A 25,704-nucleotide genomic window follows, 5' to 3' on the forward strand; every position below is an offset into this window, starting at 1 on the left:
ATGATTTCCCCCGCCGCCCGTGACGCGTTGCAAACCTGGCTGGATGGCATGGGGGCCATGGGCGGGGCTGCGGATAACACGCTGACCGCCTATCGCACCGACGTGTTGGGCTGGCTGTCGTTTCTGCAAATGCATCTTGGGCAAAGCTGCGGGTTTGCCGCAATTGCGGCGGTCGGCATTTCCGACATGCGCGCCTGGATGTCCCATGAACGGGCGCGCGGCGTCGCGCCGCGATCATTGGCGCGCAGCCTGTCGGCGGTCAAATCCTTTACCCGCTGGCTGGCCGAACGCGAGGGGTTCGACCCCACCGCGATTCTTTCCACCCGGTCGCCGAAATTCCAAAAGAAACTGCCCCGCCCCCTGACCGAAGACAGCGCGCGCGCCTTGATTGATACGGTTGAATTACAGGCCATGGATGGCTGGGTGGCGGCGCGCGATGTGGCGGTCGTGACCCTGCTTTATGGCTGTGGATTGCGCATCTCCGAAGCACTGGGCCTGACCGGGGCCAATCACCCCCTCCCCGAATCCCTGAGGATCAGGGGCAAGGGCGGCAAGGAACGCATGGTGCCGGTATTGCCAACGGCACGCCGGGCCGTTAGCGCCTATGTGGCGCTGTGCCCGCACCCGATGGAACCGCGCGCGCCGCTGTTTCGCGGCGTTCGCGGCGGCGCGCTGACGCCGGGCACGATTCAAAAGGTGGTGGCAAAATCGCGGATGCAACTGGGCCTGCCCGCCACCGCCACCCCCCACGCCATGCGCCACAGCTTTGCCACCCATCTGTTGAATGCGGGGGGTGATTTGCGCGCGATTCAGGAATTGCTGGGCCACGCATCCCTGTCGACCACTCAGGCGTATACGGCTGTGGATACTGCGCGTCTGATGGATGTCTACAACGCCTGTCACCCAAAGGCGGGTTAGCAAGGTTCCTATTTGCGCCCGCCCGCCGTTTGCGGCATGAAAGACCCATGACAACCAAAAACCGCGCTCTTCTTGTACACCTGCTGACCGCCACCGGAGCCGTATTGGCAATGTTGGCGATGCTGGCGGCTGTCGATCAAGATTGGGATATGATGTTTTTCTGGTTGATCGTGGCATTTTTTGTCGATGGAATCGACGGCCCCCTGGCGCGCAAATACGATGTAAAAACCTATGCCCCGCAATATGACGGGGCATTGATGGATCTGATCATCGATTATCTGACCTATGTGTTCATCCCGGCCTATGCGTTGTTCAAGTCCGGGCTTTTACCCGGTTGGACAGGGTGGTTCGCGATCATTGTCATCACCTTTACCAGCGTGGTTTACTTTTCCGATACCCGCATGAAAACAAAAGACAATTCATTTCAGGGCTTTCCCGGTTGCTGGAACATGGTGGTGATCGTGATGTTTGCCCTGTCGCCTAATTTCTGGGTGATCCTGGCCGTGGTCGTTGCCCTTTCGGTGGCGATGTTCTTGCCATTGAAATTTGTGCACCCGGTGCGCACCGAACGCTGGCGAAACGTGACCTTGCCTATCGCAATTTTATGGACCGCCTTGGCCGGACATGCCGCCTGGGTTGGGTTTACGGAACCGGCCTGGATGCTTTGGGCGCTGGCGCTGAGTTCGATTTATTTGATTTCTGCGGGCATCATTCAACAGCTTATTCCGGCGCAAAACAGATCCTGACACCCAAAGCTTAAATCAACAGCCCCGCCGCGCCTTCCAACCGCAGCAAGGCGACCTTTGTTTCAATCCCACCTGCCCCGGAATAACCGCCCAAACCCGTTGCGCCCAATACCCGGTGACATGGAATGATGATGGTCAGCGCGTTTGCACCACAGGCCTGACCAATCGCCTGCGCCGGAGTATTCAGCGCCTGCGCAAGATCGCCATAGGTGCGGGTTTCACCATAAGGAATCGCCTGGATCGCGCGCTGAACCTGGGATTGCAAAACGCCACTGGCCAGTTGCAAAGGCAGGTCGAATTGGGTCAACGCGCCAGCAAAATATGCCGCCAGTTGGTCTGCCGCGCGGGTCAACAGCGGTGTACGATCATTGCCGCGCCCGCCCCAGCGCAGGGCGATCAACCGCTCGCCCTGGGCCACCAACGTCAGGCGGCCCAGGGGTGATGATATGGTAAGGGCGGTTTCGCTCACCCCGCCGAAAGCGCGGCATCACAGCGCGCGCAGGTGCCGGGGTGATCATGGGTGCCGACATCGGGCAGGATTTTCCAACAGCGCTGGCATTTTTCGCCACTCGCACGATGGAATTGCACCGAAACGCCCGGCACATCATCCAAGGTGAATCCGCCGCCATCCCCCACCGTGACGGTCAGCCCCGAAGTGATGCAGATATCATCAAACGGCACTGTCGCCAGAATATCGGCGGTGGCCTGATCGACAAACACCACCGGTGCCGCCTCAAGCGAGGCCCCGATGGTTTTTTCCCGCCGCTCAACCTCAAGCGCGCCCAAAACCACGCGCCGCACCTTGCGGATCACGGCCCATTTCGCGGCCAAAGCGTCATCGCGCCAAGTGTCGGGCGTTTCGGGAATATCGACCAGATGAACCGAGGAGTCTTCGCCCGGGAAACGCTCTAGCCACACATCCTCCATGGTGAACACCAGAACCGGCGCCAACCATGTGGTCAGGCGGTGAAACAGCAGATCCAGCACGGTGCGCGCCGCATTGCGCCGGTTTGACGGGCCATCGCAATACAACACATCCTTGCGAATGTCGAAATACACCGCCGACAGATCGACCGTGGCAAAGGTGAAAATCGCCTGAAACACGCCTTGGAAATCATATTTGGCGTATCCGTCGCGCACGACCTTATCCAGCACGGCCAGACGGTGCAAAACCCAGCGTTCCAGTTCCGGCATATCGGCAGGCGCGACACGTTCCGCATCCGTGAACCCGTTGAGATTGCCCAGCAAGAACCGCATCGTGTTGCGCAAACGGCGGTAACTGTCAGACGTGCCTTTCAGGATTTCATCGCCGATCCGCAAATCACCGGTGTAATCGCTTTGCGCCACCCAAAGGCGCAAAATATCGGCCCCGTATTGTTGCACCACCTTTTCGGGCGCGACGGTGTTGCCGACAGATTTGCTCATCTTGTTGCCCTTGGCATCCAAGGTAAACCCATGGGTCAACACGCCACGGTAAGGCGCGCGCCCGATGGTACCACAGGCCTGCAACATCGACGAATGAAACCAACCGCGGTGCTGATCCGTGCCCTCAAGATACAGATCGGCCAAGCCATCGTCAGACCCATCCGCACGATCCCGCAAAACAAACGCATGGGTAGACCCGGAATCAAACCAGACATCCAGAATATCAAACACCTGATCGTAATCGTCGGGGTTTACGATCCCATCCAGGAATCGCTGTTTGGCCCCCTCAACATACCAGGCATCTGCGCCCTCTTGTTCGAAAGCGTCAACAATCCGCTGATTCACCGCTTCATTTCGCAGCAGATAATCGGAATCGTCCAACCCCGCGCCGCGTTTGACGAAACAGGTCATCGGCACGCCCCAGGCGCGTTGGCGCGACAACACCCAATCGGGCCGCGCCTCGATCATCGAATACAAACGGTTGCGCCCGGTTTGCGGCGTCCAGGTGACCAGTTGGTCAATGCTGGTCAGCGCCCGCTGGCGGATGGTTTCGCCATATTGATCCTGGCCATCGCCCACGGGCCTGTCGATGGCGGCAAACCATTGCGGCCGGTTCAACCGGATCACCGGTGCCTTTGAGCGCCAGGAATGGGCATCAGACAGCGTGATCCGCTTCATCGCCAACAGCGCGCCGGGTTCTTTCAGCTTTTCGATCACCGCCTTGTTCGCGCCACCCGGTTTGCCATTGGGTTTCAACACCGCCTGACCGCCGAAAAACGGCAAATCCTCGCGAAAGCTGGAATCATCCAAGATGTTATAGGTCATCGCCAGACCATGTTTCACGCCGACAACATAGTCATCATCGCCATGGCTGGGCGCGGTATGTACAAACCCCGTGCCTGCACCATCGGTCACATGATCGGCGGCAAACAGCGGCACGTCGTAATCCCATTCGCCATGCGCCCCCTCAACCCCGCGCAGGGGGTGGGCGCATGTCAGCCCGGCCAATTCCTGCGACGTGACATCGCGCAACCGGCGCACCATCGACATATCCAACCGCCCCGCGGCAAGGGTTTCCTCCGCCAAAGCATCGGCCAGGATCAGTTTCTCACCGATCTGCGCCCAACATTCTTCGGGGCGGCCTGTCACCTCGTACAGACCATAAGTGATGCCCGCACCAAAACAGATCGCGCGGTTTTGCGGGATCGTCCAAGGCGTGGTTGTCCAGATCACCACCGCCGCATCGTGCAGTTGATCGGCCAAAAGCGCGCTGTCGGCCCCGGCGAAATCATCGTCTTCGCCGCGCACCATCACAGTGTTGCCACCGGATACAACCGGGAACCGCACCCAGATCGCATCGGCCTGACGGTCGTGGTATTCCACCTCGGCCTCGGCCAAGGCGGTCTTTTCCACCGGTGACCACATCACTGGTTTTGATCCGCGATACAGGGTGCCGTTCATCAGGAATTTCTGAAATTCCTCGGCAATCACCCGTTCGGCGTGGAAATTCATCGTCAGATAGGGATCGGCCCAATTGCCGGTGACGCCCAGACGCTTGAACTCATCGCGCTGCACATCCACCCACCCGGCGGCAAAATCGCGGCATTCCTGGCGAAACTCGACCACTGGCACGGCGTCTTTGTCGCGCCCTTTGGCGCGGTATTTCTCTTCGATCTTCCATTCAATCGGCAGACCGTGGCAATCCCAACCGGGGATATAGCGCGCATCGCGGCCCATCATCTGTTGGCTGCGCACCACCATATCTTTCAGAATCTTGTTCAGCGCGTGACCGATGTGCAGATTGCCATTGGCATAGGGCGGCCCATCATGAAGCGTGAACGGCGTGCGCCCCTGTTTGGCGCGCAACCGGTCATAGATGCCGATTTTTTCCCACCGCGCCAGCCACTCAGGCTCGCGCTTGGGCAAGCCCGCGCGCATGGGAAAATCAGTCTGCGGCAGGCGCAGGGTTTGTTTATAGTCGGTTTCAGGCGTGTCAGCGCACATGGAAAAAACCCATCAGTTCTAAGGGAAAAGGGAAAAAGGGCGGCGCGACCAGCCGTCAGGCGCCTTGACCCGGCGACCCTGAACCATCAAGGCGCCGGGCGGGTAATTCGCCGGTAAAGATATATCATAGCGGTCATGTTGGCGCGGTTATAGGCCCGTGCGCCGCCCCCGTCCAGAGCGCGATTTCAGTCTTTTTGCCCCGGAAACAGTCCGGTCAAGGCCCGGCTGACCAGGCGCGACACCGACGGGCGGCGTTCGCGGTGAAACGGCAGCGGGCGGCACACCTCAATCGCGGCCACGCCAACGCGGGCGGTCAGCGCGCCATTCACGATACCCTCGCCAAACCGGCGCGACACTTTTGACAATAATCCGCCCCCCGCAACCGATCCGATCAGATCATCGCCCACCGCCACGGCCCCGGTTGCCACCAGATGGGTCAGCACAGTGCGGGTCAGCCGCCAACTGCCCATGGTGCCGCCGCGCCCGCCGTACACCTCGGCGATGCGGCGGATCATCCGCAGATTGCTGGTCAGGGCCGCCACAACATCGGCCAGCGCCAAAGGCACCAACGCGGTAACTGCCGCCACTTGCCGCGCCGCCGCCTCGACCTCAAGCTTTGCGGCAGCGTCCAGCGGGGCGAGCAATTCAGCCTCAACCAGATCGAACAAACCGTCGGCATCAAAACTATCGCCGCGCCGCTCGGCCAACCGGGTGCGGCCCCATTCCAATTCGGGCCGGTCGCCATAAAGCAGCAACAGCCGGTCCACCACCTTGCGCGCCCCGGCCAAATCGCCATTGGCGCGGGCGGTTTCGGCGGCCTTGTGTACCCCGTCCAGCTTTTGCAACCGCGCCAGGGCCGACCATTCCTTGATCGCAATCGCCAGCAAAACCAGGATAAACGCGCCAACCAGCCCCGCCGCCGCGTAGCCCAAAACAGGCTGCGCCGCGATCAACGCCGTGACCGCATTCCAGGCAGCCAAAGACAGAAAGAACACAACAATCGCCCCAAGCAGGCGCCAAAACCAGCGCGCCAATGGCGACGAACGGCGCGCGGCCAGCACCGCCATGGTGCGCATCGCCTGGCCCGTGGGCGGTTCAACCACGAGATCGGGCACCGGTGGCACATCACCGGGTGTGGGGCGCGGCGCGCCGTCTTCTTCTTCCTCGATCAACACGGGGCCCCTGACTGAACCGCTCATACCCGAACCCCTGTTTTTTCTTGCTTTAAATATCCAAATCCCATGCTCACAACCGATCTCCGATCAGAAATTGCGCGGCACGGTCCAGCCGGATATGCGGCGGCCCCTCGCCCGGTTTCAACGTCAAAGGTTGGGGCGCAAAGGACATAACCGAGTAATCCCCATCCAACCACCGCTCGTGCCCATCCCGCGCAGGGCCAAGCAGGTGCATCGGGTCTTCGGGCAAATCACCGGGGTAGAATGCCGCGCGTTTGCCGCTGTGCAACAACTCTCCGCGCACCACATTCAGTGTGCCGCCATTGTGGGGCACCGTGTCTTCGGTGGTGGCGCGCAGGGCGGCGATGGACATGGCAGCGGTTTGCGCCCCGGCAAAATCGGCGCGGGATTTGGCATCGCCCACCAGGGCCTGCATGATTGCGGTCAGACGCGGGTGTTGCAGATGGTGCAAATGATCGGCCTTGGTGGCGGCAAACAGGATTTTCTCAACCCGTTTGCCCAACAAAAACTGCGTCAGCCAGGCGTTGCGCCCGGGGCGAAAGGCCGACAGGATATCGGTCATCGCCAGACGCATATCCTCCACCGCCTGCGGCCCGGCATGGATCGCGCCAAGGGCATCGACCAGCACAACCTGTCGATCAATCCGCGAAAAATGATCGCGAAAAAACGGTTTTACCACCTCGCGTTTATAGGCGTCGTAGCGGCGCTCCATCTCGCGCCACAGGGCACCGCGCGGCGGGCTGTCGGGCTGGGTCAGGGGCGCAAAGGTTAACACGGGCGAACCCGCCAGATCACCGGGCAGCAGAAACCGCCCCGGCGTACAGTCGGAAAACCCCGCCTCGCGCGCGGCGGTCAGATAGGCGGTGAATTGCGCGGCAAGCCTGCGCGCGACGGGTTCATCCAACCGGGCATTCGGATCGGTCGCAGATTCCAGCGCCAGGTATTCCGCCGCAAGGGGGCGCGGCGCAATTCGGGCCAGGGTTTCGGCAGACCACTGGCCATAGGATTTTTCCATCAACGCCAGATCCAGCAGCCATTCGCCCGGATAATCGACGATATCCAGATGAACAGTGCGCGGCCCGCGCAGACCCGCAATCATCCCCGTGGGTTGCACGCGCAACGACAGGCGCAGTTCCGAAATCGCGCGGGTGCTGTCGGGCCAATGGGGGTTTGGACCGGTCAGCGCGCCCAGATGCGATTCGTAATCAAAACGTGGCAAGGTGTCATCGGGCTGGGGTTGCAAATATGCGGTGCGAATCGCCCCGTCGGCGGCGGCCACCAATTGCGGCATCCGCGCCCGGTTCATCAGGTTGGCCACAAGCGACGTGATAAACACCGTCTTGCCCGCCCGCGACAGGCCGGTCACCCCCAGACGAATCGTCGGTTCAAACAACGCACCCGATACGGTTTGCCCGATCGTACTGGCGCCCCGGCTTAACCCGTCTGCGATATCGCCTATAATCACCTGCGCCGCCCCTTTTTCCTTGCCCTTCGCAACATAAGGCCGCCCTGGCCAAGGTTCCAGTGGCGGGTCTGACCTAACGGGCGCGCCGTTGGCGCGACTTGATTCTTTGTTTGGCGCTTGGGGCCGGTGGAATTGCCTTTGTCACCGCTTGGCGTTACGTCGTCGCCATGCCCAGATTTGCCCTGAAGATAGAATATAACGGCGCACCGTTTTCCGGATGGCAGCGTCAGACCGACCAGCCAAGCGTACAGGGCGCGATCGAAGCCGCGTTGCGCAAACTTGAGCCTGACGCACCGGGCATTGCCGCCGCCGGGCGCACCGATTCGGGGGTGCATGCCACAGCTCAGGTGGCCCATTGTGATTTACGGCACGACTGGTCAGCGTTCCGCCTGAGCGAAGCATTGAATTATCATCTCAAACCCGCCCCTGTGGCAATTGTCGCGGCGGCCCGGGTCGCCGATGACTGGCACGCCCGGTTTTCGGCGCAGGAACGGCGATATCTGTTTCGCCTTGTGGCGCGACGCGCGCCAGTGGTTCACGATGCGGGATTGGTGTGGCAGGTGCGCCATCCGTTATCGTTGGACGCGATGCGCGCCGGGGCGGCGCATTTGCTGGGTCAGCACGATTTTACCACCTTCCGATCTACGATGTGCCAAGCCCTGTCGCCGGTCAAGACATTGGATCAGCTGGATATTTCCGAACACCCCTATCCGGGGGGGCAGGAATTCAGGTTTGCGTTGCGCGCGCGCAGTTTTCTGCACAATCAAGTGCGCAGCATTGTTGGCACGTTGGAGCGGGTCGGCGCGGGCAAATGGCCCGCTGAACGGGTGGGCGCCGCGCTATTTGCCAAAGATCGCGCCGCATGCGGCCCGGTTTCGCCGCCTCAGGGGTTGTATCTGGCGCATGTGGAATATCCGAGCGATCCGTTCGAAATACCACAATCCGACCAGGGCGAAAAAATGTGATTTGCCCGAATCTCGTGTTCCTGCCAATATCCCGCTTATTGGGCAGCAGACCGGGAGACACTGTAAAAGCAGGGTCCGGTAAATATGAGGCAAACAAAATGAAGACATTGCTTATCATCGCGGTTTTGGCCGCTGGAACAACCACACTGACCGCGATTCCCGCACAGGCGGGCGCGATCGAGCGGGCGTGCCTGAAATCTGACCGTCGGGCGGCCAGCAGATCGTTGTGTGGGTGCATTCAGGGTGTCGCAGATCTGACGCTCAGCCGTCAGGATCAGCGTTTGGCGGCCAAGTTCTTCCGCGATCCGCACCAATCACAGGTCGTGCGCCAATCCGACAACAGCAACCACGAAACATTCTGGAAAAAATATCGCCAGTTCGGCAATACCGCCAAGGCCTATTGCAGCTAAGGTGTTGCCGCGAATCGTTGTGCTGACGGGCGCGGGCCTGTCAGCCGAAAGCGGGCTGGGCACGTTTCGCGATGTGGGCGGATTGTGGAGCCAGTATGACCTGAACGAGGTGGCAACGCCCGAAGGGTTTGCGCGTGACCCGGTGCGCGTGCACGAATTTTACAATATGCGGCGGGCCAATTGCCGGGCCGCCGCCCCAAACGCCGCCCATATTGCGCTGGCCAAAGCCACCGAACAGTTGGGCGATGCATTGATGCTGGTCACCCAAAACGTTGACGATTTGCACGAACGGGCCGGGGCGCAGAACGTGATTCACATGCATGGCCGTTTGGATGGTGCGCTGTGCCATCACTGCGATCATCGCTGGCCCGCACCCTTGGTGATGCAGGCCGATGACCCCTGCCCCGCCTGTCAGGTGGCCGCGACGCGCCCCGACGTGGTGTGGTTTGGCGAAATGCCCCATGAGATGGAAACGATCACCAGCGCGATTGCCGGGGCGGACATGTTTGTGGCCATCGGCACATCGGGCACCGTTTATCCCGCTGCCGGATTCGTGGATATCGCGCAAGATCACGGCGTGGAGTCGGTTGAGATTAACCTTGACCCCACATCGGGCCGATTCGATCGGATACTGCAGGGCAAGGCCACCGAAACGGTGCCTGCCTTTGTCCGCACACTTCTAAACAGTTGAAACGCCAAAAGGCCCCGCATTCCAGCAGGGCCATTTCCGCGATCATAGCAAAGAATCAGGCCTCGGCCTGTGCCTTGGCGATCTGCTTTTTAATCTTCAACGCCGCCGTCGAAAGTTCGGCATCCTTGGCTTTTGCCATGAACGCATCCAAACCGCCCCGGTGATCCACTGTGCGCAGCGCAGCGGCGGAAATCCGCAACTGGAACGTGCGGCCCAGAGTTTCGGACATCAGCGATGTTTCATTCAAATTTGGCAGGAACCGGCGACGGTGTTTATTATTGGCGTGGCTGACAGTGTTGCCAGTCATCGGGCCTTTTCCGGTCAATTCGCAAACGCGCGACATGGTGTCATCCTATTTCTGTCGTCAGAGCCACGCCGGGGCGCACCAAACTGACACTGCTTACCGATGCCGCTGGCGCAGCACCATGAATTCCGTCTCAGGCTCATATGACCGCAGGCGCACGGCGTCAAGGGTTTCATCCCGATTTGGTGGCAATCAACCCTGCCAAAATCTCTTGCGCGGCGGCAGAGGGCGGGCGCGCGCCGCTGGCCACCTGTTGATCAAGCCGCGCCATGGCGTTTGACATCGCCGGATCGGCCCGCAAATGGGCCAGCAATCCCTGGCGCACGTCTTCGTGAAACCAATGCAACGCTTGCGCCTGTCGCTGTTTGTCATGATGGCCGGTGTCGCGCCGCCACTTGGCCAGCGCTTGCATTTTTTCCCAGGCTTCGGGCAATCCGGTGCCCTCATAGGCCGAAACCATCATCGCCAAAGGATATCCTTCGGGATCTTGCACCCGCTTGCGCAGCAATCGCAGCGCGCCGGCATAATCGGCACAGGTGCGTTTGGCCGTGGCGCGCAATTCACCATCGGCCTTGTTGATCAGGATGATATCGGCGCTTTCCATGATCCCGCGCTTCACCCCCTGAAGCTCATCCCCCCCCGCGGGCGCCAACAGCAACACAAACAGATCGGCCATATCGGCGACCATGGTTTCGCTTTGCCCCACACCAACCGTTTCAATCAGCACCACATCAAATCCCGCCGCCTCGCACAGCGATACCGCCTCGCGGGTGCGCCGGGCCACGCCGCCCAATTCCGATTGGCTGGGGCTGGGGCGGATAAAGGCGTTCGGGTGACGCGAAAGCTGCTCCATCCGGGTTTTATCGCCCAGGATCGAACCGCCCGAGCGCGCCGAACTGGGGTCAACCGCCAACACCGCCACGCGCAGGCCCTTTTCGCACAGCATCATGCCGAACGCTTCGATAAAGGTGGATTTGCCCACGCCCGGCGTGCCCGACAGGCCGATGCGCAACGCGTGGGGTGCGGTGGGGGCCAGCCGTTCCAACAATGCGGTGGCGGCGGTGCGGTGATCGGCGCGCCGACTTTCCACCAAGGTGATGGCACGGGCCAAAGCGCGGCGTTCGCCCCTGACGATTGCCTGGGCCAGCGGTTCGATATCGGTCATGGTGCCCCCTTTTGCCCCAGATGTGGCCGGGGTTGGGGGCAAATGTCCAGCCGGATTTGGCGCGCGGCCTCTGGCCCCGCTGGCCCGGTTGCGCAATAACGCCCCCATGCGATTGCCCATTGATGATGCCCTGCCCGATCTGTTGGATGCCCTGCGCAGCCATAACCACGCTGTGTTGCAAGCGCCCCCCGGGGCGGGCAAAACCACCCGGGTGCCATTGGCGATGCTGCAAGGCTTGCTGTTGAAGGGCCGCATCATCATGCTGGAACCCCGCCGCCTCGCCGCCCGCGCCGCCGCCGAACGCATGGCCGATACTTTGGGCGAAAAGGTGGGCGAAACGGTCGGGTATCGTATTCGCGGCGAGGCAAAAGTAGGCCGCGCCACCCGGATTGAGGTGGTGACCGAAGGCATCCTGACCCGGATGATCCAATCCAACGCCGAATTGCCCGGCGTCGCCGCGATCATTTTCGATGAATTTCACGAACGCTCCCTGAATGCCGATCTGGGCCTGGCGCTGTGTCTTGAAATACGCGCTGCATTGCGTGACGATCTGATGCTGGTGGTCATGTCGGCCACTTTGGATGCCGATCCGGTGGCCACCCTGATGGGCAACGCACCCCTAATCACATCGCAAGGGCGCGCCTTTCCGGTTGAAACCCGCTGGCTGGACCGCCCCCTGCCCAAAGGCACACGGTTTGAAACCGCCATGGCCGAACTGATTGCCCAGGCGGTGGGCGAAACCACCGGCGGGCTATTGGCGTTTTTGCCCGGCGAGGGCGAAATCCGCCGCGTCGAACAGGCGTTGAACGGGCGCCTGCCCGGCGATGTGGCGCTTCGCCCGCTTTATGGCGCCCTGCCCTTTGCCGCCCAGCGCGCGGCGATTGAACCGGCGCAAACCGGGCGCAAACTGGTCCTGTCCACCGCGATTGCCGAAACATCGCTGACGTTGCAAGACGTGCGTGTGGTGATTGACGGCGGGCGGTCGCGCCGCGCCCGGTTTGACCCCGGTTCAGGCATGTCGCGCCTGGTGACCGAACGGGTAACACGGGCCGAGGCCGAACAGCGCCGGGGCCGCGCCGGGCGCGTGGCAAGCGGCACCTGTTATCGGCTGTGGGCCAAGGCCGAAGAGGGCGCGCTGCCCGCCTTTCCCCCCGCCGAGATCGAGGCGGCGGATCTGGCGGCACTGGTGCTGGAGCTGGCCCTGTGGGGCGTGGCCGATCCCGCTGATCTGCCGTTCCTCACCCCGCCGCCTCCCGGCGCCTATGGCGAGGCGCAGGCGCTGCTGACCAGCCTGGGCGCGCTGCGCAACAATCAAATCACCGAACACGGGCGGCACTTGGTGGCGATGCCGCTGCACCCCCGGTTGGCTCATATGCTGCGCCACGGCGGGCCAAGTGCCGCGCCCCTTGCGGCCCTGTTGGCCGAACGTGATATATTGCGCGGCGCGCCTGTCGATCTGGCCCTGCGCCTGTCGGCCCTGCAAAACCCCCGCGCCTTTGCCAATCGCCATCCCTATACCCCCGACCGTGCCACGCTGGACCGGGTGCGCGCCGAACAAAAGCGGCTTAACCCCCTGGCCGGTCCAAAAACCGCGCTGAGCCCGGCGCAACAGGCCACGCTGGCGTTTCCCGACCGTGTCGCGCTGCGCCGCAAGGGCGATGATCCGCGCTATGTGCTGTCGGGGGGCAAGGGGGCATATCTGGCCGCCGATGATCCGCTGGCCAATGCCCGCCTGTTGGTTGTGACCGATACCGATGGCCACCCGCGCGAGGCGAAAATTCGCCAGGCCATCGAACTGAGCCAGGCCGATCTGGCACAGGTGCATGGCGCAGACATGACATGGCATGATCACTGTGCCTGGGACAAACGCGCCCGCCGCGTTACCGCGCGCCAACAGCTGCGCTTTGGCGCACTGGTGCTGGAGGATCGCCACTGGAATGACGCCCCGGCACATGCGTTGGCAACCGCGATGATGGACGGGGTGCGCGCCCTGGGCCTATCGCCCTCGCCCGCTGCGCAACGTTTGCGCGCGCGGGTGGCTTTGGCCCGTGAAACCGGCGCCGACCTGCCCGATATGGCCGATGCGGCGCTGTTGAACACGCTTGAAACATGGCTATTGCCGCATCTAACGGGTGTGGCCACCGCCGCCGATTGGAAGGCGTTCGATCTGCACCCGGCTTTGGCGGCGATGCTGGATTGGACCCAAACCGAAACCCTGAACCGGATCGCGCCGCCTCATTTCACCACGCCTTTGGGCAACAAAGCCCCGATTGATTACAGCGGCGATCACCCCGAGATCGAATTGCGCCTGCAAGAGTTGTTTGGCACCACCACCCACCCCACCGTCGCCGGGCGGCCGCTGCGCCTGACCCTGCTTTCACCGGCGCGCCGCCCGGTGCAAACCACGATGGATTTGCCCGGCTTTTGGCAAAGTTCCTACGCCGATGTGCGCAAGGACATGCGCGCGCGATACCCGCGCCACCCCTGGCCCGAAGACCCGGCCGGGGCCGATCCCACCTTGCGCGCCAAACCGCGCGGCACCTGACACCATCTGACATTGAACCATAACAGCAGGACCAAAAATGAAACTTCTGGAAAACCTTGCCGATGAACTGGCCCGCGAAGCCCTGTCAGCCGCCAAGAAAAGCGGCGATGATGACATCGTGACCCAAGTGGGCAATGTGCTGGGCGCCTCATCACAAACCCTGGAAGAGGCGTATCTGACCGCCGTGCGTATCCGCCGCGCCGAGGCGCGGGCCCGCGCGCTGCTGGATCCCTACAAGAACTGACCTCGCCGTGGCGCGCCCGCCCGCAGGGCGCGAAAGAATGGTGTGCGCGCCAGCGCTCCTTCAGGTCAGACGCCCAGGCACCAGCGCATCACGGCCTTTTGGGCATGCAGCCGGTTTTCCGCCTCGTCAAAGATCACGGAGTTGGGGCCATCCATCACGGCGCTTGTCGCCTCATCCTCGCGGTGGGCAGGCAGGCAGTGCATGAACAATGCATCGGGCTTGGCCTTGGCCATCAATGCCTCGTTCACTTGATAGCCGCGCAATTGGTTGTGGCGCCGTTCGCGGGCCGATTGCGGATCATGCATTGACACCCATGTGTCGGTCACCACCAGATCGGCGCCTTGCACGGCTTTGGCCGGATCACGCTCAATGGTGATGCCCGCGTGCAACGAGGGGTGCGGATCAAGCGGCGGCGGCCCGGTGAAGGTGAGGTCAAATTCAAATTGTTTCGCCGCATGGGCAAAGCTGGTGAAAACGTTGTTGCCATCGCCCGACCACACCACCTTGCGCCCCTTTATCGGGCCTGCGTGTTCTTCGAATGTCATGATGTCGGCCATGATCTGACACGGGTGGCTGGCATTGGTCAGCCCGTTGATCACCGGCACCGTCGCATATTCGGCCATGTCCAGCAGGGTCTGTTCTTCAAACGTACGGATCATGATCAGATCGACATAGCGCGACAGCACCCGCGCCGTATCGGCGATGGTTTCACCGTGACCCAACTGCATATCGGCCCCCGACAATACCAGGGTTTGCCCGCCCATCTGCCGCACCCCGACATCGAAACTGACCCGGGTGCGGGTGCTGGGCTTTTCAAAGATCAGCGCGACCATGTGATTGGCCAAAGGTTGATCGGCGTCCAGCGTTCCGCGCAATTGGCCAGTGCGGGCTTTTTTCATGCTGTGCGCTGAATCGATGATTTTACGCAAATCTTTGGGGTCGGTTTTGTCGATGTCGAGGAAATCGGTCATATGGGGCCTTTTTTGCGTCCCGCGACGCGGGGGGCCAGCCCCCCGCACCCCCCGGGATATTTGAAAAACGAAAATGGATTATACAGTGTGTGCTTGCACCTTGGCGGCGGCGCGATCGAGGCGGATCAGGGCCTCGGATATGTCCTCATCGGTGAGGGTGAGAGGGGGTAGCAGGCGCACGACGTTATCGGCTGCCGGCACCGTGAGCAGGTGTTCGCCATATCCGGCGGTGACGACATCGGTGTTGGGCGCGTTGCATTTCAGGCCAAGCATCAGACCGGCGCCGCGCACCTCCTGGAAGACACCGGGATGGGCGGCGACCAGGGATTCGAGCCCCTGGCGCAACAGCCCGGCTTTGCGAGTGACCTCGGGCAGGAAGGCATCATCGGTCATGATTTCCATCACCCGCGCGCCGACCGCACAGGCCAGGGGATTGCCGCCGTAGGTTGAGCCATGGGTGCCTGCGGTCATGCCGCTGGCCGCGTTTTCGGTGGCAAGCACCGCGCCAAGGGGAAAACCGCCGCCGATGCCTTTGGCGACCATCATGATATCGGGGGTGACGCCTGCCCATTCATGGGCGAACAGTTTGCCGGTGCGTCCCATGCCGCACTGAACCTCGTCGAAAATCAGCAAGATACCGTGGTAGTTGCACCTGTCGCGCAACCCCTTCAGGCATTGATCGGGCACGGTGCGAATACCGCCTTCGCCCTGGATCGGTTCGATCAGGATGGCGGCGGTTTTATCGTTGATTGCCAGGCTCAGCGCCTCGTGATCGCCAAAAGGCAGGTTGATGAACCCGGGCAACAGCGGGCCGAAGCCTTTGGTCATTTTTTCCGACCCGGCGGCGGCGATGCCTGCCGCCGAGCGGCCATGGAACGCGCCGGAAAAGGTGATGATGTCGGTCTTTTCTGGCTGACCCTTGTCGTAGAAGTATTTGCGGGCCATTTTCACCGCCAATTCGCAGGCTTCGGTGCCGGAATTGGTAAAGAACGCCGTATCGGCAAAGGTGTGATCGACCAGAAGATCGGCCAGTTTTTGTTGTGCCGGAATGTTATACAGATTGCTGACATGCCACAGAGATTGCGCCTGTTCGGTCAGGGCCGCCACCAGATCGGGATTGGCATGGCCAAGGGCATTCACCGCGATTCCTGCGCCAAGATCCAGATATCGATCGCCCCCCGATTCAAGCAACCAAGCGCCTTCGCCTTTGACGAACGACAGCGGTGCACGGGAATAGGTGGGCAGAATAGATGGGATCATCGGATCGGTCCTTTCGCACGACAAGCCCGATTGGTGGCCGTTTGGCGCGGGTCTGTCAACAATTTGTGAGGAGGAAGAGCAGAGGGCACGGCGCAGCCGCCCCCGAAATTCGGGATCAACGTCGGCGTCGAAGGGTCAACAAAACCATGCTCATGCGATGCTTTTAGGCGTGATTTGCGGGTTTGTGAAGGCAAAATCCGCTTGCTCTTGTGGTGTGCAGCGCGCAATCGGGGGTATGACACCACGCGCCCCCAACCCGCCCATGGCTGTGGCTTTGATGATTTTTGCCACTGCGTTTATCGCGGCGACCACGGTATTGGCAAAAGCGTTGGGCACCGAAAGCCTGAGCGCGCCATTGCACCCGCTGCAAATCAGCCATGGTCGGTTCATGTTCGCGTTTCTGGGAATCTGCACCATGGCGGCGGTGCTGCGCCCCCCTGTCAGAACGGCCAATCTGCCGCTTCATGCGGTCAGGTCATTGTTTGGCTGGGGCGGTGTCACACTGATGTTTGCCTCGGTGGCGTTTATTCCGCTGTCCGACGCGACAGCAATTTCGTTTTTGAACCCGGTGTTCGCCATGGTTCTGGCAATTCCTCTGCTGGGGGAAAGGGTGGGGCCGGTGCGATGGTCGGCGGCGGCCCTTGCCTTGGTCGGGGCGGTGATTTTGTTGCGCCCCGGATCGGGCGTCATTCAGCCCGGCGCGCTGTTGGCGTTGGGCGCAGCGGCAATCATGGGGGTTGAGATCATCCTGATCAAACGGCTGAGCGGACGCGAAAGGCCGTTGCAGATCCTGCTGATCAACAATGCCATCGGGTTTTGCATTGCCTCGTTGGCGGTGGTGTGGGTGTGGGCGCCGCCAACCGCGCCGCAATGGGCGGCCCTGGTGGCGATCGGACTGTTGATGGCCTGTGCCCAGACCTTTTTTATCAATGCGATGGCCCGGGCCGAGGCAAGTTTCGTGGCGCCCTTCAGCTATGGCACATTATTGTTTGCCACGCTGTATGATTTTGCACTGTTTGATGTGGTGCCCGATGGCATATCGACACTTGGCGCGATGGTCATTGTCAGCGGTGGTGTGGTTCTGGCGGCACGGGATCGGCGGCGTGCGGCGGTGTTGCCGAAATAAGAACGCGGCGCGCAAACTCTTGTATCCGGCGCTGGGGTGATTAAAATAGGGACAACCCGATCTTTGGGCGCGGCGGCCATGGGGCCGCTATTGGCGCCCGTCACCCCTGCCGCTAAGGAGCCGCCCATGTCATGGACCGATGAGCGCGTTGAGACGCTGAAAAAGATGTGGGGCGAAGGACAATCCGCCAGCCAGATCGCCAAGGAACTGGGCGGTGTGACCCGCAACGCCGTGATCGGCAAGGTGCACCGCCTGGGCCTGTCGAACCGTGCCGCAGCGCCCGCCGCCGCCAAACCCGAGGCCCCGGCAGAAGCCGCCGCGCCCGCCCCAGCGCCAAAGCCCGAAACACCGGCAGAAGAACCGGCCGCCGCCGCACCGCCACCGCCCCCCGAACCAAAGGTTGAGACACCCGAACCAACCCCGGCCCCCGCAACCGCCGTGGCAACAGTGACGCCGTTTCGCAAAACCATCATTCCCGCCGGTCAGCCCTTGCCGCCACAACCCAGCGCCAATGAAATTTCGCCCGAGGCCTTGGCCAGTGTGCGCGAAGTGGAAAAGACCAGCAAGAAAATCAGCCTGATGGAATTGACCGAGCGTACCTGCAAATGGCCCGTGGGCGACCCGGCGACCGATGATTTCTGGTTCTGCGGTCTGGCCACACAAACCGGCAAACCCTATTGCGAGGCCCATGTCGGCGTTGCCTTTCAACCGATGAGCGCGCGGCGCGACCGCCGCCGGTAATCAGTATCGGCACCTGTAGCGGGGGCATTGCCCCCGGCGCAGGGCTATTTGCCCAAAGACAGCGTTTGTTCGCGCAGCCAGGCCATGAAACCCCGGGCGCTGTGTGATTGTTGGCGCCATTCTTCTGGCGAAATCGGATCACCGACACGCGGCTTTTGCGGCGTGTTCAGGGCATGAACCACTTCGTGCAACAACAGCCCTTGACGCAGTGTTGCGGAAATTCGGTTGGCCATTTGATACCAGCGTGAATTCTGACCGGGAAAATAGATCGGAACCACTGTCGCGCCGGACCGGGTGATCATCTTGGCGGTGAACGGGTTCCACTCTGCCTCGATGGCCGGGCCGGTCAGGGTTTGTGACGATGCCACGACGCCGGACGGAAACAGGATGATCACACCGCCCTGTGCCAGATGGGCCATGGCCCGTTTGCGCATCGACAGGTTTTGTTGCAACGCGTCGTGTTCATGGGGGAACGGAACCGGGATCATGAATTGTTCGATCTCCCCCACCCCGGTCAATAAGGATCGGGTGAGGATCTTGTAATCCCGGCGCACGTGCCCGACCAATTCAGCCAGAACCATGCCATCGACCAACCCATGGGGGTGATTTGCAGTGATGATCAACGGACCGCTGGCGGGAATGCGCGCGATTTCTTCGGCCGGTGTGGTCAGGGAAATGCCCATGACACCCAACGCCTGCGCCCAGAACCCCTGACCGTGGGGTACGCCCATGGATTCAAACCGGCGGATCAGGCGCAACAGACGGATTTTGCCCGTCAGCAGTTCCATTGTTTGAATGGCAAAGGATTGCCAGGGATTGGTGAACGTTCCGGCATAGGACAACCGCCGCCGATCATAGGGTTGATCAGACAGATTGCTGCCGTCGCCCTGCCCCATCAGGGGGCGGGTTGGGTCAACCATGCCAGGATCGTCAGGGGCGGGTTTTGGGGAATCGGCCCCGTGCGGCCCGGTTAGCGGGCCTGTGTCGGTGGGCGTATGTACCACGCGCCTCGCCTTTCCGGGCTAGCCTTTTGGCGCTACATATCCTCGCCAAAACGGTCAGCCACCAGTGTTTCAATCGCGTCGGCCAGGGCCTCTGCCTCTGGTCCGCTGGTCTGAACCTCAATAAAGGTTCCTTTTGAGGCTGCCAACATCAAAAGCCCCATGATGCTGTCGCCAGCGGCGCTCAGCCCGTCCTTGGAGACGGCAGCGCGTGCATCGTGCTGTTCCACCACCTCAACCAGACGGGCCGAGGCGCGGGCATGCAGCCCCTTTTCGTTGACGATCTTCAGCTTGCGGGTGATTGGGGCTGTCATTCAGACTCCTCCTTCGGGCCATCGAAGGCATCAATATATTTGCGCCCTGCGGCCAGGGCCATACGCACCGCATCGGGCATTGGTAATTGGCGCGATTTCACCAGTTTGATCAACATCGGCAGGTTCACACCATAGGCAATCTTGCGATCAGGCGGCGCACTGGCCTGCAATGACAGGTTTGAGGGCGAACCACCAAACATATCTGTCACCACCACCACACCATCGCCCACATCCACAAGATTGGCAGCGGCAGAAATTTCGGCCTGTTTGGCGGCACGGTCATCGTTGGGGCCGATGGAAATGGCAATCAGACCGGCCTGTTTGCCGACCACATGTTCCACAGCGGCCTTGAACTCTACCGCCAATCCCCCATGTGCCACGATCACAATCCCGATCACGCCCCATCACCCTATCCACGCTCATGCCAAAATCGGCAAAGTTACGCCCCTTGCCCCGTGCCCAGCAAGGCTGTGCGCCGCTCCATCTCTCGGTGGCGAGTTGACACTTGCCATCCCGCTTCTGCAAGCGCTTTTGTCATATGCTCCGCCACGGCAACCGACCGATGCTGCCCGCCGGTACAGCCAAACGCGATGGCAAGATGGGTTTTACCCTCATCCGCATAGGCCGGCAAAAGCGCCAGCAACAGATCGCGCGTGCGTTCAAACACGTCTTGATACCGCTGATCCTTTTGCACATAGGCGGCCACATCGGGGTTTGTCCCGTTCAACGGCCGCAACTCGGGCTTCCAATACGGGTTTTGCAAAAATCGCACGTCAAACACCATATCAACGCCCTGTGGCAGGCCGCGTTTGTAACTGAACGATTGCACCGAAACCGCCAATTTGCTGCTGCCTTTGGCGGCGAACCATTCTGCCAGTTCAGCGCGCAGATCATGGGGCGTCAGTTCCGAAGTATCGATCAGGATATCCGCCGCCTCGCGGATCGGCGCCAACAGATCCGCCTCGCGCGCGATGCCCTGTTCGGGGGTTTGGGCGGGGGCCAAGGGATGGCGGCGGCGGGTTTCGGAATAGCGCCGCTGCAACACTTCGGCGCTGGCATCGAGATACAGAACATCGGTGCGCAGGCCCGGGATGGTTTGTATCTGATTGATCACAGCCATCAAACCCAAGGTTGAAAAATCACGGTTGCGCGCATCCAGCCCCAAGGCCAGGGGCCGGGTCAGCGCGCCCCCCTCCAACAGCCGCGGCAACAGGGACAAGGGCAGATTGTCAATCGCCTCAAACCCCATATCCTCAAGCACATTGATCGCCGTCGACCGGCCCGCACCGGCCGGCCCGGTAACCAGAACCAGCCGGGCGGCGCTGTCGGGGGGGATTGGAAAATTCGGATCAGTCATGATGGGGTACATAACCAGTTTTCAGCGTTTGGAAAAGGCTTGCCGCAAGATGGGGCCCGACCTGACCGGCCCATACGGGGCATTCAACCCCACACAGCGTGATATACCGCGATGGGGGCATCCGCGATGCCGGTGCAAGGGTCATATCAACAACCAACAGGATCGGCATTGGCGACACCAGCACAGTGGGCAGCAAACCAATACCGCGCGCCTCGATCATTGCGGGCAATGTGGCGGGCGCACGGGCGATCAACGTCCCGTTCTGCACGAAAATCTCGGTCTGATCATCGGCGATCAGACCAGCCCCCAAGGCCATCAGGTTCAACGCCAGTGCCGATTTTCCACTGCCGCTGTCTCCGGTTATCAAAACGCCACGCCCCGCAAACCCCACCGCACTGGCATGAAGGATGCGGGGGCGCGCCGCTGCGGGCGTCACACCGGCAGGCCCACCACGAACCGCGCGCCCAACGGATCAGACGTGATATCGGCATCGGTCGGGCGGATGTTTTCGGCCCAGATCACGCCGCCATGGGCCTCGACGATCTGTTTCGAAATGGCCAGACCCAGGCCCGAGTTGTTGCCAAACTGCCCCTCGGGACGTTCAGAATAGAACCGGTTGAACACCTTGGCCAAAGCGGAATCCGGGATGCCGGGCCCTGTGTCTTCGACCACCACCAGAACGCGGTTTTCACGTTTGCGCGCCCAGACGCGGATGGCATCGCCGTCTTCGCAAAATGACACCGCGTTGGAAATCAGGTTGACGAACACCTGCGCCAGACGGCTTTCCAATCCGTCGATGATGATCGGATCGGACGGCAAATCGGAAATGAATTCAACGCCTTTGCCTTTGGCATCTTCGCCCAGATATTCGGTCAGATTGCCCAGCATGTTGAGCAGATCAAAGCTCTCTTCCTCTTCTTTGACCAACTCACTGTCGAGGCGCGAGGCATTGGAAATATCACTGACCAGCCGGTCCAGACGCCGCACGTCGTGGTCGATCACATCCAACAGGCGCTCACGCTGCTCATCCTTTTTCACAAACCGCAGGCTGCCCACGGCAGAGCGCAGCGAGGCGAGCGGATTCTTGATTTCATGGGCGACATCGGCGGCGAATTGTTCGTTTGCATCAATGCGATCATACAGGGCGGCAACCATGCCGCGCAGCGCGCCGGACAATCGGCCAATCTCATCGGGTCGCGCGGTCAGGTCGGGAATCCGCACGCGGCTGGGCTTTACGGTTTTCGAATTGCGATCACGCCCGATTTCCGCCGCCGCCGCCAGATCGGACAACGGGTTGGCAATGGTCGACGCCAGAACCAGTGACAGGCCAATCGACACCAGAATTGCGATCACGAACATCTGCAAAACCTGTTCACGCTCTTCGCGCACCAGGCGATCAATCTCGCCCGCCGCACTGGTGATGGCCACGGCGCCGATCACGGCACCGCCTTGGCGAATGGGGCTGGAAACAGCAAACACCGCGCCGCCATTGGCATCGACGCCGGTGTTCACCTGGGTGCTGCCCGCAAGGGTACGCTCGACCAAAGCGCGCGCCTGAGATTCAAAATCCTTTGGCGGGATTTCTGTTTTTCCTGCGGCGAAAATCGCCGACATGCCGTCCCACAGGGTGTTGAGAAAGTTGGTGATCATGGTGTTGCCACCCTCGGGGTTCAGCCCGGGCACGTTTTCGGGCGCATTGCGCACCATACCAACGGTTGAGGCCACCAGATCGCCGCCCTGATCGTAAACGAAAATCTCATTGCTGCTTGAGAACTGCAAATCACCCAGCACCGCCGCCGCATTGGCCGGGTCGGGCGTGTCGAGCTTGGCGGCAAATACCTGTGCGACCAATCCGGCCTCGGTCACCAACGCCGCTTCGCGCTGCACCACAAGACTGTCCCGGAACGGGTTCAGATACAGAACCCCGGCCACCAACACCAGAATGGCAAGCAGGTTGAACGTGATGATCTTGCGGGCCAGCGGCGACCGGTTGATCGAAATCAGCCCGCGCTTTTGGCGCCGCTCGCGCAGCTCGGCCTCGACAACCGTGCCCGGGTTGGTCCAGTCTTCGCCCAGAACCACCCCGCGCTTTTTGGCGTTGCGTGTTTTGCCCACCTCAATCCCTGACGCCATCGTCATCGTTTACTCTTCGTTATAGCGGTAGCCGATGCCATACAGCGTCTCGATTGCCGAAAACTCATTGTCGGCTGTGCGCATTTTCTTGCGCAAACGCTTGATATGGCTGTCGATTGTGCGGTCATCGACATACACCTGATCGTCATAGGCCACATCCATCAACTGATCGCGCGATTTTACGAAACCGGGCCGTTGTGCCAATGCCTGAAGCAGCAGGAATTCGGTCACGGTCAGCGAAACATCGCGCCCTTTCCACACCACCGCATGGCGCAGCGGGTCCATCGACAAATCGCCGCGCTGCATGACCTGGCTTGCCTCGGCCTCGGTTACTTCGTCACCTGAAATCACCTCCTGGCGGCGCAACAGCGCGCGAATCCGCTCTACCAGAAGCCGTTGGGAAAACGGCTTTTTCACATAGTCGTCGGCGCCCATCCGCAGGCCAAGCACTTCGTCGATCTCATCATCCTTGGAGGTGAGAAAAATCACCGGCATCGCCGATTTCTGGCGCACCCGCTGCAACAGATCCATGCCATCCATGCGGGGCATTTTGATATCGAACACCGCCATATCCGGCAGACGCTTGTTGAAAGCATCCAGCGCGGCCTGCCCATCGTTATAGGTTTCAACTTCGAAACCTTCGGCCTCAAGAGTCATGGACACGGACGTCAGGATGTTCCTGTCGTCGTCCACCAATGCAATCCTAGACATAGGTTTTCCTTGTGCTGCTCGATTATTGTTTTCTTCTTTTGAGGTATATTCACGTCACGGTCCCACGGAATCAACAATTAACTGCGAATCAGGCCAGTATCGGCGTCACAATTCAGCCATAAAGTCCTTACCAATGACTAAATTGTCTCACTTTTAGCGAATTTCTGCCGCCTCTCGCCCTGTGGATAACCGGCCTCACCCCATGGTTGCGCTAAACCTGAAATTGGTTGCGCTAAACTGTTGCATGGTTTGATTTCAGGTGTTTTGACCAAATCACGCGGCGTCGCCAGGGCGCCGTGACCGCCCCAATCCGGGCATAGCAGGAGCGAAAAAGATGAGTACAGGACGGGTGAACCCAGCCAAAACACTTGAAACGCAAGGCATAAATGGATTGGGCAACGTCTATTACAACTTGTCCGAGCCTGATCTGATTACCCAGGCCATTAAGCGCAACGAAGGTGAACTGGGCCGTGGCGGCGCATTTCTGGTGACCACGGGCAAATTTACCGGCCGGTCCCCGAACGACAAACATGTGGTGCGCAGCCCCAGCACAGAAGACACCATCTGGTGGGACAATAACGCAGAAATGGCCCCCGATGCGTTTGACCGCCTGTATGACGACGTGCTGGAGCATATGAAGGGGCGCGATTATTTCGTTCAGGATCTGTTTGGCGGTGCCGATCCGGCCTATCAACTGGATGTGCGCGTCATTACCGAACTGGCCTGGCATTCGCTGTTCATTCGCACCCTGCTGCGCCGCCCCGAGCGTGATCAACTGGATGAATTTGCCCCCGATTTCACCGTCATCAACTGCCCCAGCTTCACCGCTGATCCCGAAAAACACGGCTGCCGGTCGGGCACGGTGATCGCGCTGAACTTTGATCGCAAGATCATCATCATCGGTGGCACCGAGTATGCGGGTGAAAACAAGAAATCGGTCTTTACCCTGTTGAATTACCTGTTGCCTGAAAAAGGCATCATGCCGATGCATTGCAGCGCCAACCATGCGCCGGGCAATCCGGTGGATACGGCTGTTTTCTTTGGCCTGTCGGGCACCGGCAAAACCACCCTGTCGGCGGATCCGGCGCGCATTCTGATCGGTGATGATGAACACGGCTGGTCCGACCGCGGCACGTTCAATTTCGAAGGCGGATGCTACGCCAAAACCATCAATCTGTCGCGCGAAGCCGAGCCCGAGATTTTCGCCACAACCGAAAAATTCGCAACCGTCATCGAAAACATGGTGTACGATCCCGAAACCAAAGAGCTTGATTTCAAAGACGACAGCCTGACCGCCAACATGCGCTGTGCCTATCCGCTGCACTATATCTCTAACGCATCGGAAACCGCCTTGGGCGGGCACCCCAAGAACATCATCATGCTGACCTGCGATGCCTTTGGCGTGTTGCCCCCGATTGCCCGCCTCACCCCGGCGCAGGCGATGTATCATTTTCTGTCTGGTTTCACCTCAAAAGTGGCCGGCACAGAGCGCGGTGTGACAGAACCCGAGCCCACATTCAGCACCTGTTTCGGCGCGCCGTTCATGCCGCGCCGCCCCGAAGTGTATGGCGAGTTGCTGAAAGGCAAGATCGCCAAACACGGCGCCACCTGTTGGTTGGTCAATACCGGTTGGACCGGCGGCGCCTATGGCACCGGGTCGCGGATGCCGATCAAGGCAACCCGCGCCTTGTTGACCGCCGCCCTGGATGGCAGCCTGGAAAAGGCCCCGTTCCGCAAAGACAAGAATTTCGGCTTTGAGGTTCCGACAAGTGTGGCCGGTGTGCCCGACATCCTGCTTGATCCGCGCCGCACCTGGGACAAGCCCGACAGCTATGACCGGCAAGCCGCCAAATTGGTCAAGATGTTCTCGGAAAACTTTGCCCAATATGCCGATCACATCGATGACGACGTGCGCGCTGTCGCGATTGGCTAAATGAAAATGGGGCGTGTCATTGGATGCGCCCCACCCTGCGTCATTTTCGTTCAAAATACATCTCTGAAAAGAAATCTTG

Annotated in this window: 25 protein-coding genes; 10 read left to right on the forward strand and 15 right to left on the reverse strand. The window is 60.8% G+C overall.

Annotated features, from left to right (window positions below):
- Both C8265_RS14375 and C8265_RS14380 read left to right on the forward strand, forming a co-directional pair.
- Complete coding sequence (locus C8265_RS14375) at positions 1-918, forward strand: tyrosine recombinase XerC (RefSeq protein WP_108484723.1); 918 nt, start codon at positions 1-3, stop codon at positions 916-918.
- Between the two features lie 47 nt (positions 919-965).
- Entirely contained in the window at positions 966-1,664 is a 699-nt protein-coding gene (locus C8265_RS14380) for a CDP-alcohol phosphatidyltransferase family protein (RefSeq protein WP_108484724.1), read from the forward strand.
- 10 nt (positions 1,665-1,674) lie between these two features.
- On the opposite strand, the gene C8265_RS14385 is transcribed toward C8265_RS14380, so the two are convergent.
- The 4 genes from C8265_RS14385 to C8265_RS14400 form a co-directional block, all read right to left on the reverse strand.
- On the reverse strand, positions 1,675-2,133 hold the full coding sequence (locus C8265_RS14385; protein WP_338065787.1) for a methylated-DNA--[protein]-cysteine S-methyltransferase: 459 nt from the start codon (positions 2,131-2,133) through the stop codon (positions 1,675-1,677).
- Positions 2,130-5,093, reverse strand: a complete 2,964-nt coding sequence (gene ileS, locus C8265_RS14390) for an isoleucine--tRNA ligase (RefSeq protein WP_108484725.1) — start codon at positions 5,091-5,093, stop codon at positions 2,130-2,132. Before ileS ends, C8265_RS14385 begins: the two co-directional genes overlap by 4 nt.
- Positions 5,094-5,278: 185 nt before the next feature.
- Positions 5,279-6,292: a YcjF family protein gene (locus tag C8265_RS14395; RefSeq protein WP_108484726.1), complete on the reverse strand. Its 1,014-nt coding sequence runs from the start codon at positions 6,290-6,292 to the stop codon at positions 5,279-5,281.
- 46 nt (positions 6,293-6,338) lie between these two features.
- Positions 6,339-7,754, reverse strand: coding sequence for a YcjX family GTP-binding protein (locus tag C8265_RS14400; RefSeq protein ID WP_108484727.1), 1,416 nt, complete (start codon positions 7,752-7,754; stop codon positions 6,339-6,341).
- A 167-nt stretch (positions 7,755-7,921) separates the two neighbouring features.
- Between C8265_RS14400 and truA the strand changes: the two genes are divergently transcribed.
- The 3 genes from truA to C8265_RS14415 all read left to right on the forward strand — a co-directional run bounded on the left by truA (position 7,922) and on the right by C8265_RS14415 (position 9,820).
- Positions 7,922-8,719 (forward strand): tRNA pseudouridine(38-40) synthase TruA, encoded by a 798-nt coding sequence (gene truA / locus C8265_RS14405; protein WP_108484728.1) that lies wholly within the window; start codon positions 7,922-7,924, stop codon positions 8,717-8,719.
- Between the two features lie 98 nt (positions 8,720-8,817).
- Complete coding sequence (locus tag C8265_RS14410) at positions 8,818-9,129, forward strand: hypothetical protein (protein ID WP_108484729.1); 312 nt, start codon at positions 8,818-8,820, stop codon at positions 9,127-9,129.
- Between the two features lie 4 nt (positions 9,130-9,133).
- Positions 9,134-9,820: an NAD-dependent deacylase gene (locus C8265_RS14415; protein ID WP_108484824.1), complete on the forward strand. Its 687-nt coding sequence runs from the start codon at positions 9,134-9,136 to the stop codon at positions 9,818-9,820.
- Between the two features lie 55 nt (positions 9,821-9,875).
- On the opposite strand, the gene rpmB is transcribed toward C8265_RS14415, so the two are convergent.
- Both rpmB and meaB read right to left on the reverse strand, forming a co-directional pair.
- Positions 9,876-10,163 (reverse strand): 50S ribosomal protein L28, encoded by a 288-nt coding sequence (gene rpmB / locus C8265_RS14420; RefSeq protein ID WP_108484730.1) that lies wholly within the window; start codon positions 10,161-10,163, stop codon positions 9,876-9,878.
- A gap of 133 nt (positions 10,164-10,296) precedes the next feature.
- Positions 10,297-11,289: a methylmalonyl Co-A mutase-associated GTPase MeaB gene (gene meaB / locus C8265_RS14425; protein WP_108484731.1), complete on the reverse strand. Its 993-nt coding sequence runs from the start codon at positions 11,287-11,289 to the stop codon at positions 10,297-10,299.
- A 106-nt stretch (positions 11,290-11,395) separates the two neighbouring features.
- On the opposite strand from meaB, the gene hrpB reads away from it, so the two are divergent.
- Positions 11,396-13,834, forward strand: coding sequence for an ATP-dependent helicase HrpB (gene hrpB, locus C8265_RS14430; protein WP_108484825.1), 2,439 nt, complete (start codon positions 11,396-11,398; stop codon positions 13,832-13,834).
- Between the two features lie 37 nt (positions 13,835-13,871).
- Complete coding sequence (locus C8265_RS14435; protein WP_108484732.1) at positions 13,872-14,078, forward strand: hypothetical protein; 207 nt, start codon at positions 13,872-13,874, stop codon at positions 14,076-14,078.
- A gap of 65 nt (positions 14,079-14,143) precedes the next feature.
- Here C8265_RS14435 and argF read toward each other — a convergent pair whose 3' ends face one another.
- Positions 14,144-15,049, reverse strand: coding sequence for an ornithine carbamoyltransferase (argF, locus tag C8265_RS14440; protein ID WP_108484733.1), 906 nt, complete (start codon positions 15,047-15,049; stop codon positions 14,144-14,146).
- A 78-nt stretch (positions 15,050-15,127) separates the two neighbouring features.
- The gene (locus C8265_RS14445) at positions 15,128-16,309 is read right to left on the reverse strand and encodes an aspartate aminotransferase family protein (protein ID WP_108484734.1); all 1,182 of its coding nucleotides are present in this window, start codon (positions 16,307-16,309) and stop codon (positions 15,128-15,130) included.
- A 235-nt stretch (positions 16,310-16,544) separates the two neighbouring features.
- Here C8265_RS14445 and C8265_RS14450 point away from each other — a divergent pair, with 235 nt between their 5' ends.
- Together C8265_RS14450 and C8265_RS14455 are read left to right on the forward strand one after the other, a co-directional pair.
- Positions 16,545-17,435, forward strand: coding sequence for a DMT family transporter (locus tag C8265_RS14450; RefSeq protein WP_108484735.1), 891 nt, complete (start codon positions 16,545-16,547; stop codon positions 17,433-17,435).
- Positions 17,436-17,561: 126 nt separating this feature from the next.
- Positions 17,562-18,176, forward strand: coding sequence for a GcrA family cell cycle regulator (locus C8265_RS14455; RefSeq protein WP_108484736.1), 615 nt, complete (start codon positions 17,562-17,564; stop codon positions 18,174-18,176).
- A gap of 44 nt (positions 18,177-18,220) precedes the next feature.
- Here the strand turns inward: C8265_RS14455 and C8265_RS14460 are convergent, their stop codons facing one another.
- The 7 genes from C8265_RS14460 to C8265_RS14490 form a co-directional block, all read right to left on the reverse strand.
- Complete coding sequence (locus tag C8265_RS14460) at positions 18,221-19,096, reverse strand: lysophospholipid acyltransferase family protein (protein WP_108484737.1); 876 nt, start codon at positions 19,094-19,096, stop codon at positions 18,221-18,223.
- Positions 19,097-19,212: 116 nt separating this feature from the next.
- A complete protein-coding gene (locus tag C8265_RS14465) occupies positions 19,213-19,491 on the reverse strand; it encodes an HPr family phosphocarrier protein (RefSeq protein WP_108484738.1) in 279 nt (92 codons plus the stop codon).
- Positions 19,488-19,889: a PTS sugar transporter subunit IIA gene (locus tag C8265_RS14470; protein ID WP_108484739.1), complete on the reverse strand. Its 402-nt coding sequence runs from the start codon at positions 19,887-19,889 to the stop codon at positions 19,488-19,490. Before C8265_RS14470 ends, C8265_RS14465 begins: the two co-directional genes overlap by 4 nt.
- Positions 19,890-19,930: 41 nt before the next feature.
- Entirely contained in the window at positions 19,931-20,848 is a 918-nt protein-coding gene (gene rapZ, locus C8265_RS14475; RefSeq protein WP_108484740.1) for an RNase adapter RapZ, read from the reverse strand.
- The gene (locus C8265_RS14480) at positions 20,841-21,284 is read right to left on the reverse strand and encodes an HPr kinase/phosphorylase (protein ID WP_164512341.1); all 444 of its coding nucleotides are present in this window, start codon (positions 21,282-21,284) and stop codon (positions 20,841-20,843) included. Before C8265_RS14480 ends, rapZ begins: the two co-directional genes overlap by 8 nt.
- Entirely contained in the window at positions 21,281-22,987 is a 1,707-nt protein-coding gene (locus C8265_RS14485; RefSeq protein ID WP_108484741.1) for a sensor histidine kinase, read from the reverse strand. The genes C8265_RS14480 and C8265_RS14485 overlap by 4 nt, the downstream gene beginning before the upstream one ends.
- Positions 22,988-22,990: 3 nt before the next feature.
- Entirely contained in the window at positions 22,991-23,692 is a 702-nt protein-coding gene (locus tag C8265_RS14490) for a response regulator transcription factor (protein ID WP_108484742.1), read from the reverse strand.
- Positions 23,693-24,026: 334 nt separating this feature from the next.
- On the opposite strand from C8265_RS14490, the gene C8265_RS14495 reads away from it, so the two are divergent.
- Complete coding sequence (locus C8265_RS14495; RefSeq protein WP_108484743.1) at positions 24,027-25,625, forward strand: phosphoenolpyruvate carboxykinase; 1,599 nt, start codon at positions 24,027-24,029, stop codon at positions 25,623-25,625.
- Positions 25,626-25,704 lie beyond the last annotated feature (79 nt).

The organism is Oceaniglobus ichthyenteri, from assembly GCF_003057885.1.
GTDB lineage: Bacteria > Pseudomonadota > Alphaproteobacteria > Rhodobacterales > Rhodobacteraceae > Oceaniglobus > Oceaniglobus ichthyenteri.

What these genes read in the sequence shown, in the direction of transcription:
- C8265_RS14375 (WP_108484723.1), top strand. Translation starts at nt 1, where the DNA reads ATGATTTCCCCCGCCGCCCGTGACGCGTTGCAAACCTGGCTGGATGGC.
- C8265_RS14380 (WP_108484724.1), top strand. Translation starts at nt 966, where the DNA reads ATGACAACCAAAAACCGCGCTCTTCTTGTACACCTGCTGACCGCCACC.
- ileS (WP_108484725.1), bottom strand. Translation starts at nt 5,093, where the DNA reads ATGTGCGCTGACACGCCTGAAACCGACTATAAACAAACCCTGCGCCTG.
- C8265_RS14395 (WP_108484726.1), bottom strand. Translation starts at nt 6,292, where the DNA reads ATGAGCGGTTCAGTCAGGGGCCCCGTGTTGATCGAGGAAGAAGAAGAC.
- truA (WP_108484728.1), top strand. Translation starts at nt 7,922, where the DNA reads ATGCCCAGATTTGCCCTGAAGATAGAATATAACGGCGCACCGTTTTCC.
- C8265_RS14410 (WP_108484729.1), top strand. Translation starts at nt 8,818, where the DNA reads ATGAAGACATTGCTTATCATCGCGGTTTTGGCCGCTGGAACAACCACA.
- rpmB (WP_108484730.1), bottom strand. Translation starts at nt 10,163, where the DNA reads ATGTCGCGCGTTTGCGAATTGACCGGAAAAGGCCCGATGACTGGCAAC.
- meaB (WP_108484731.1), bottom strand. Translation starts at nt 11,289, where the DNA reads ATGACCGATATCGAACCGCTGGCCCAGGCAATCGTCAGGGGCGAACGC.
- hrpB (WP_108484825.1), top strand. Translation starts at nt 11,396, where the DNA reads ATGCGATTGCCCATTGATGATGCCCTGCCCGATCTGTTGGATGCCCTG.
- C8265_RS14435 (WP_108484732.1), top strand. Translation starts at nt 13,872, where the DNA reads ATGAAACTTCTGGAAAACCTTGCCGATGAACTGGCCCGCGAAGCCCTG.
- argF (WP_108484733.1), bottom strand. Translation starts at nt 15,049, where the DNA reads ATGACCGATTTCCTCGACATCGACAAAACCGACCCCAAAGATTTGCGT.
- C8265_RS14445 (WP_108484734.1), bottom strand. Translation starts at nt 16,309, where the DNA reads ATGATCCCATCTATTCTGCCCACCTATTCCCGTGCACCGCTGTCGTTC.
- C8265_RS14450 (WP_108484735.1), top strand. Translation starts at nt 16,545, where the DNA reads ATGACACCACGCGCCCCCAACCCGCCCATGGCTGTGGCTTTGATGATT.
- C8265_RS14455 (WP_108484736.1), top strand. Translation starts at nt 17,562, where the DNA reads ATGTCATGGACCGATGAGCGCGTTGAGACGCTGAAAAAGATGTGGGGC.
- C8265_RS14460 (WP_108484737.1), bottom strand. Translation starts at nt 19,096, where the DNA reads ATGGTTGACCCAACCCGCCCCCTGATGGGGCAGGGCGACGGCAGCAAT.
- C8265_RS14465 (WP_108484738.1), bottom strand. Translation starts at nt 19,491, where the DNA reads ATGACAGCCCCAATCACCCGCAAGCTGAAGATCGTCAACGAAAAGGGG.
- rapZ (WP_108484740.1), bottom strand. Translation starts at nt 20,848, where the DNA reads ATGACTGATCCGAATTTTCCAATCCCCCCCGACAGCGCCGCCCGGCTG.
- C8265_RS14485 (WP_108484741.1), bottom strand. Translation starts at nt 22,987, where the DNA reads ATGACGATGGCGTCAGGGATTGAGGTGGGCAAAACACGCAACGCCAAA.
- C8265_RS14490 (WP_108484742.1), bottom strand. Translation starts at nt 23,692, where the DNA reads ATGTCTAGGATTGCATTGGTGGACGACGACAGGAACATCCTGACGTCC.
- C8265_RS14495 (WP_108484743.1), top strand. Translation starts at nt 24,027, where the DNA reads ATGAGTACAGGACGGGTGAACCCAGCCAAAACACTTGAAACGCAAGGC.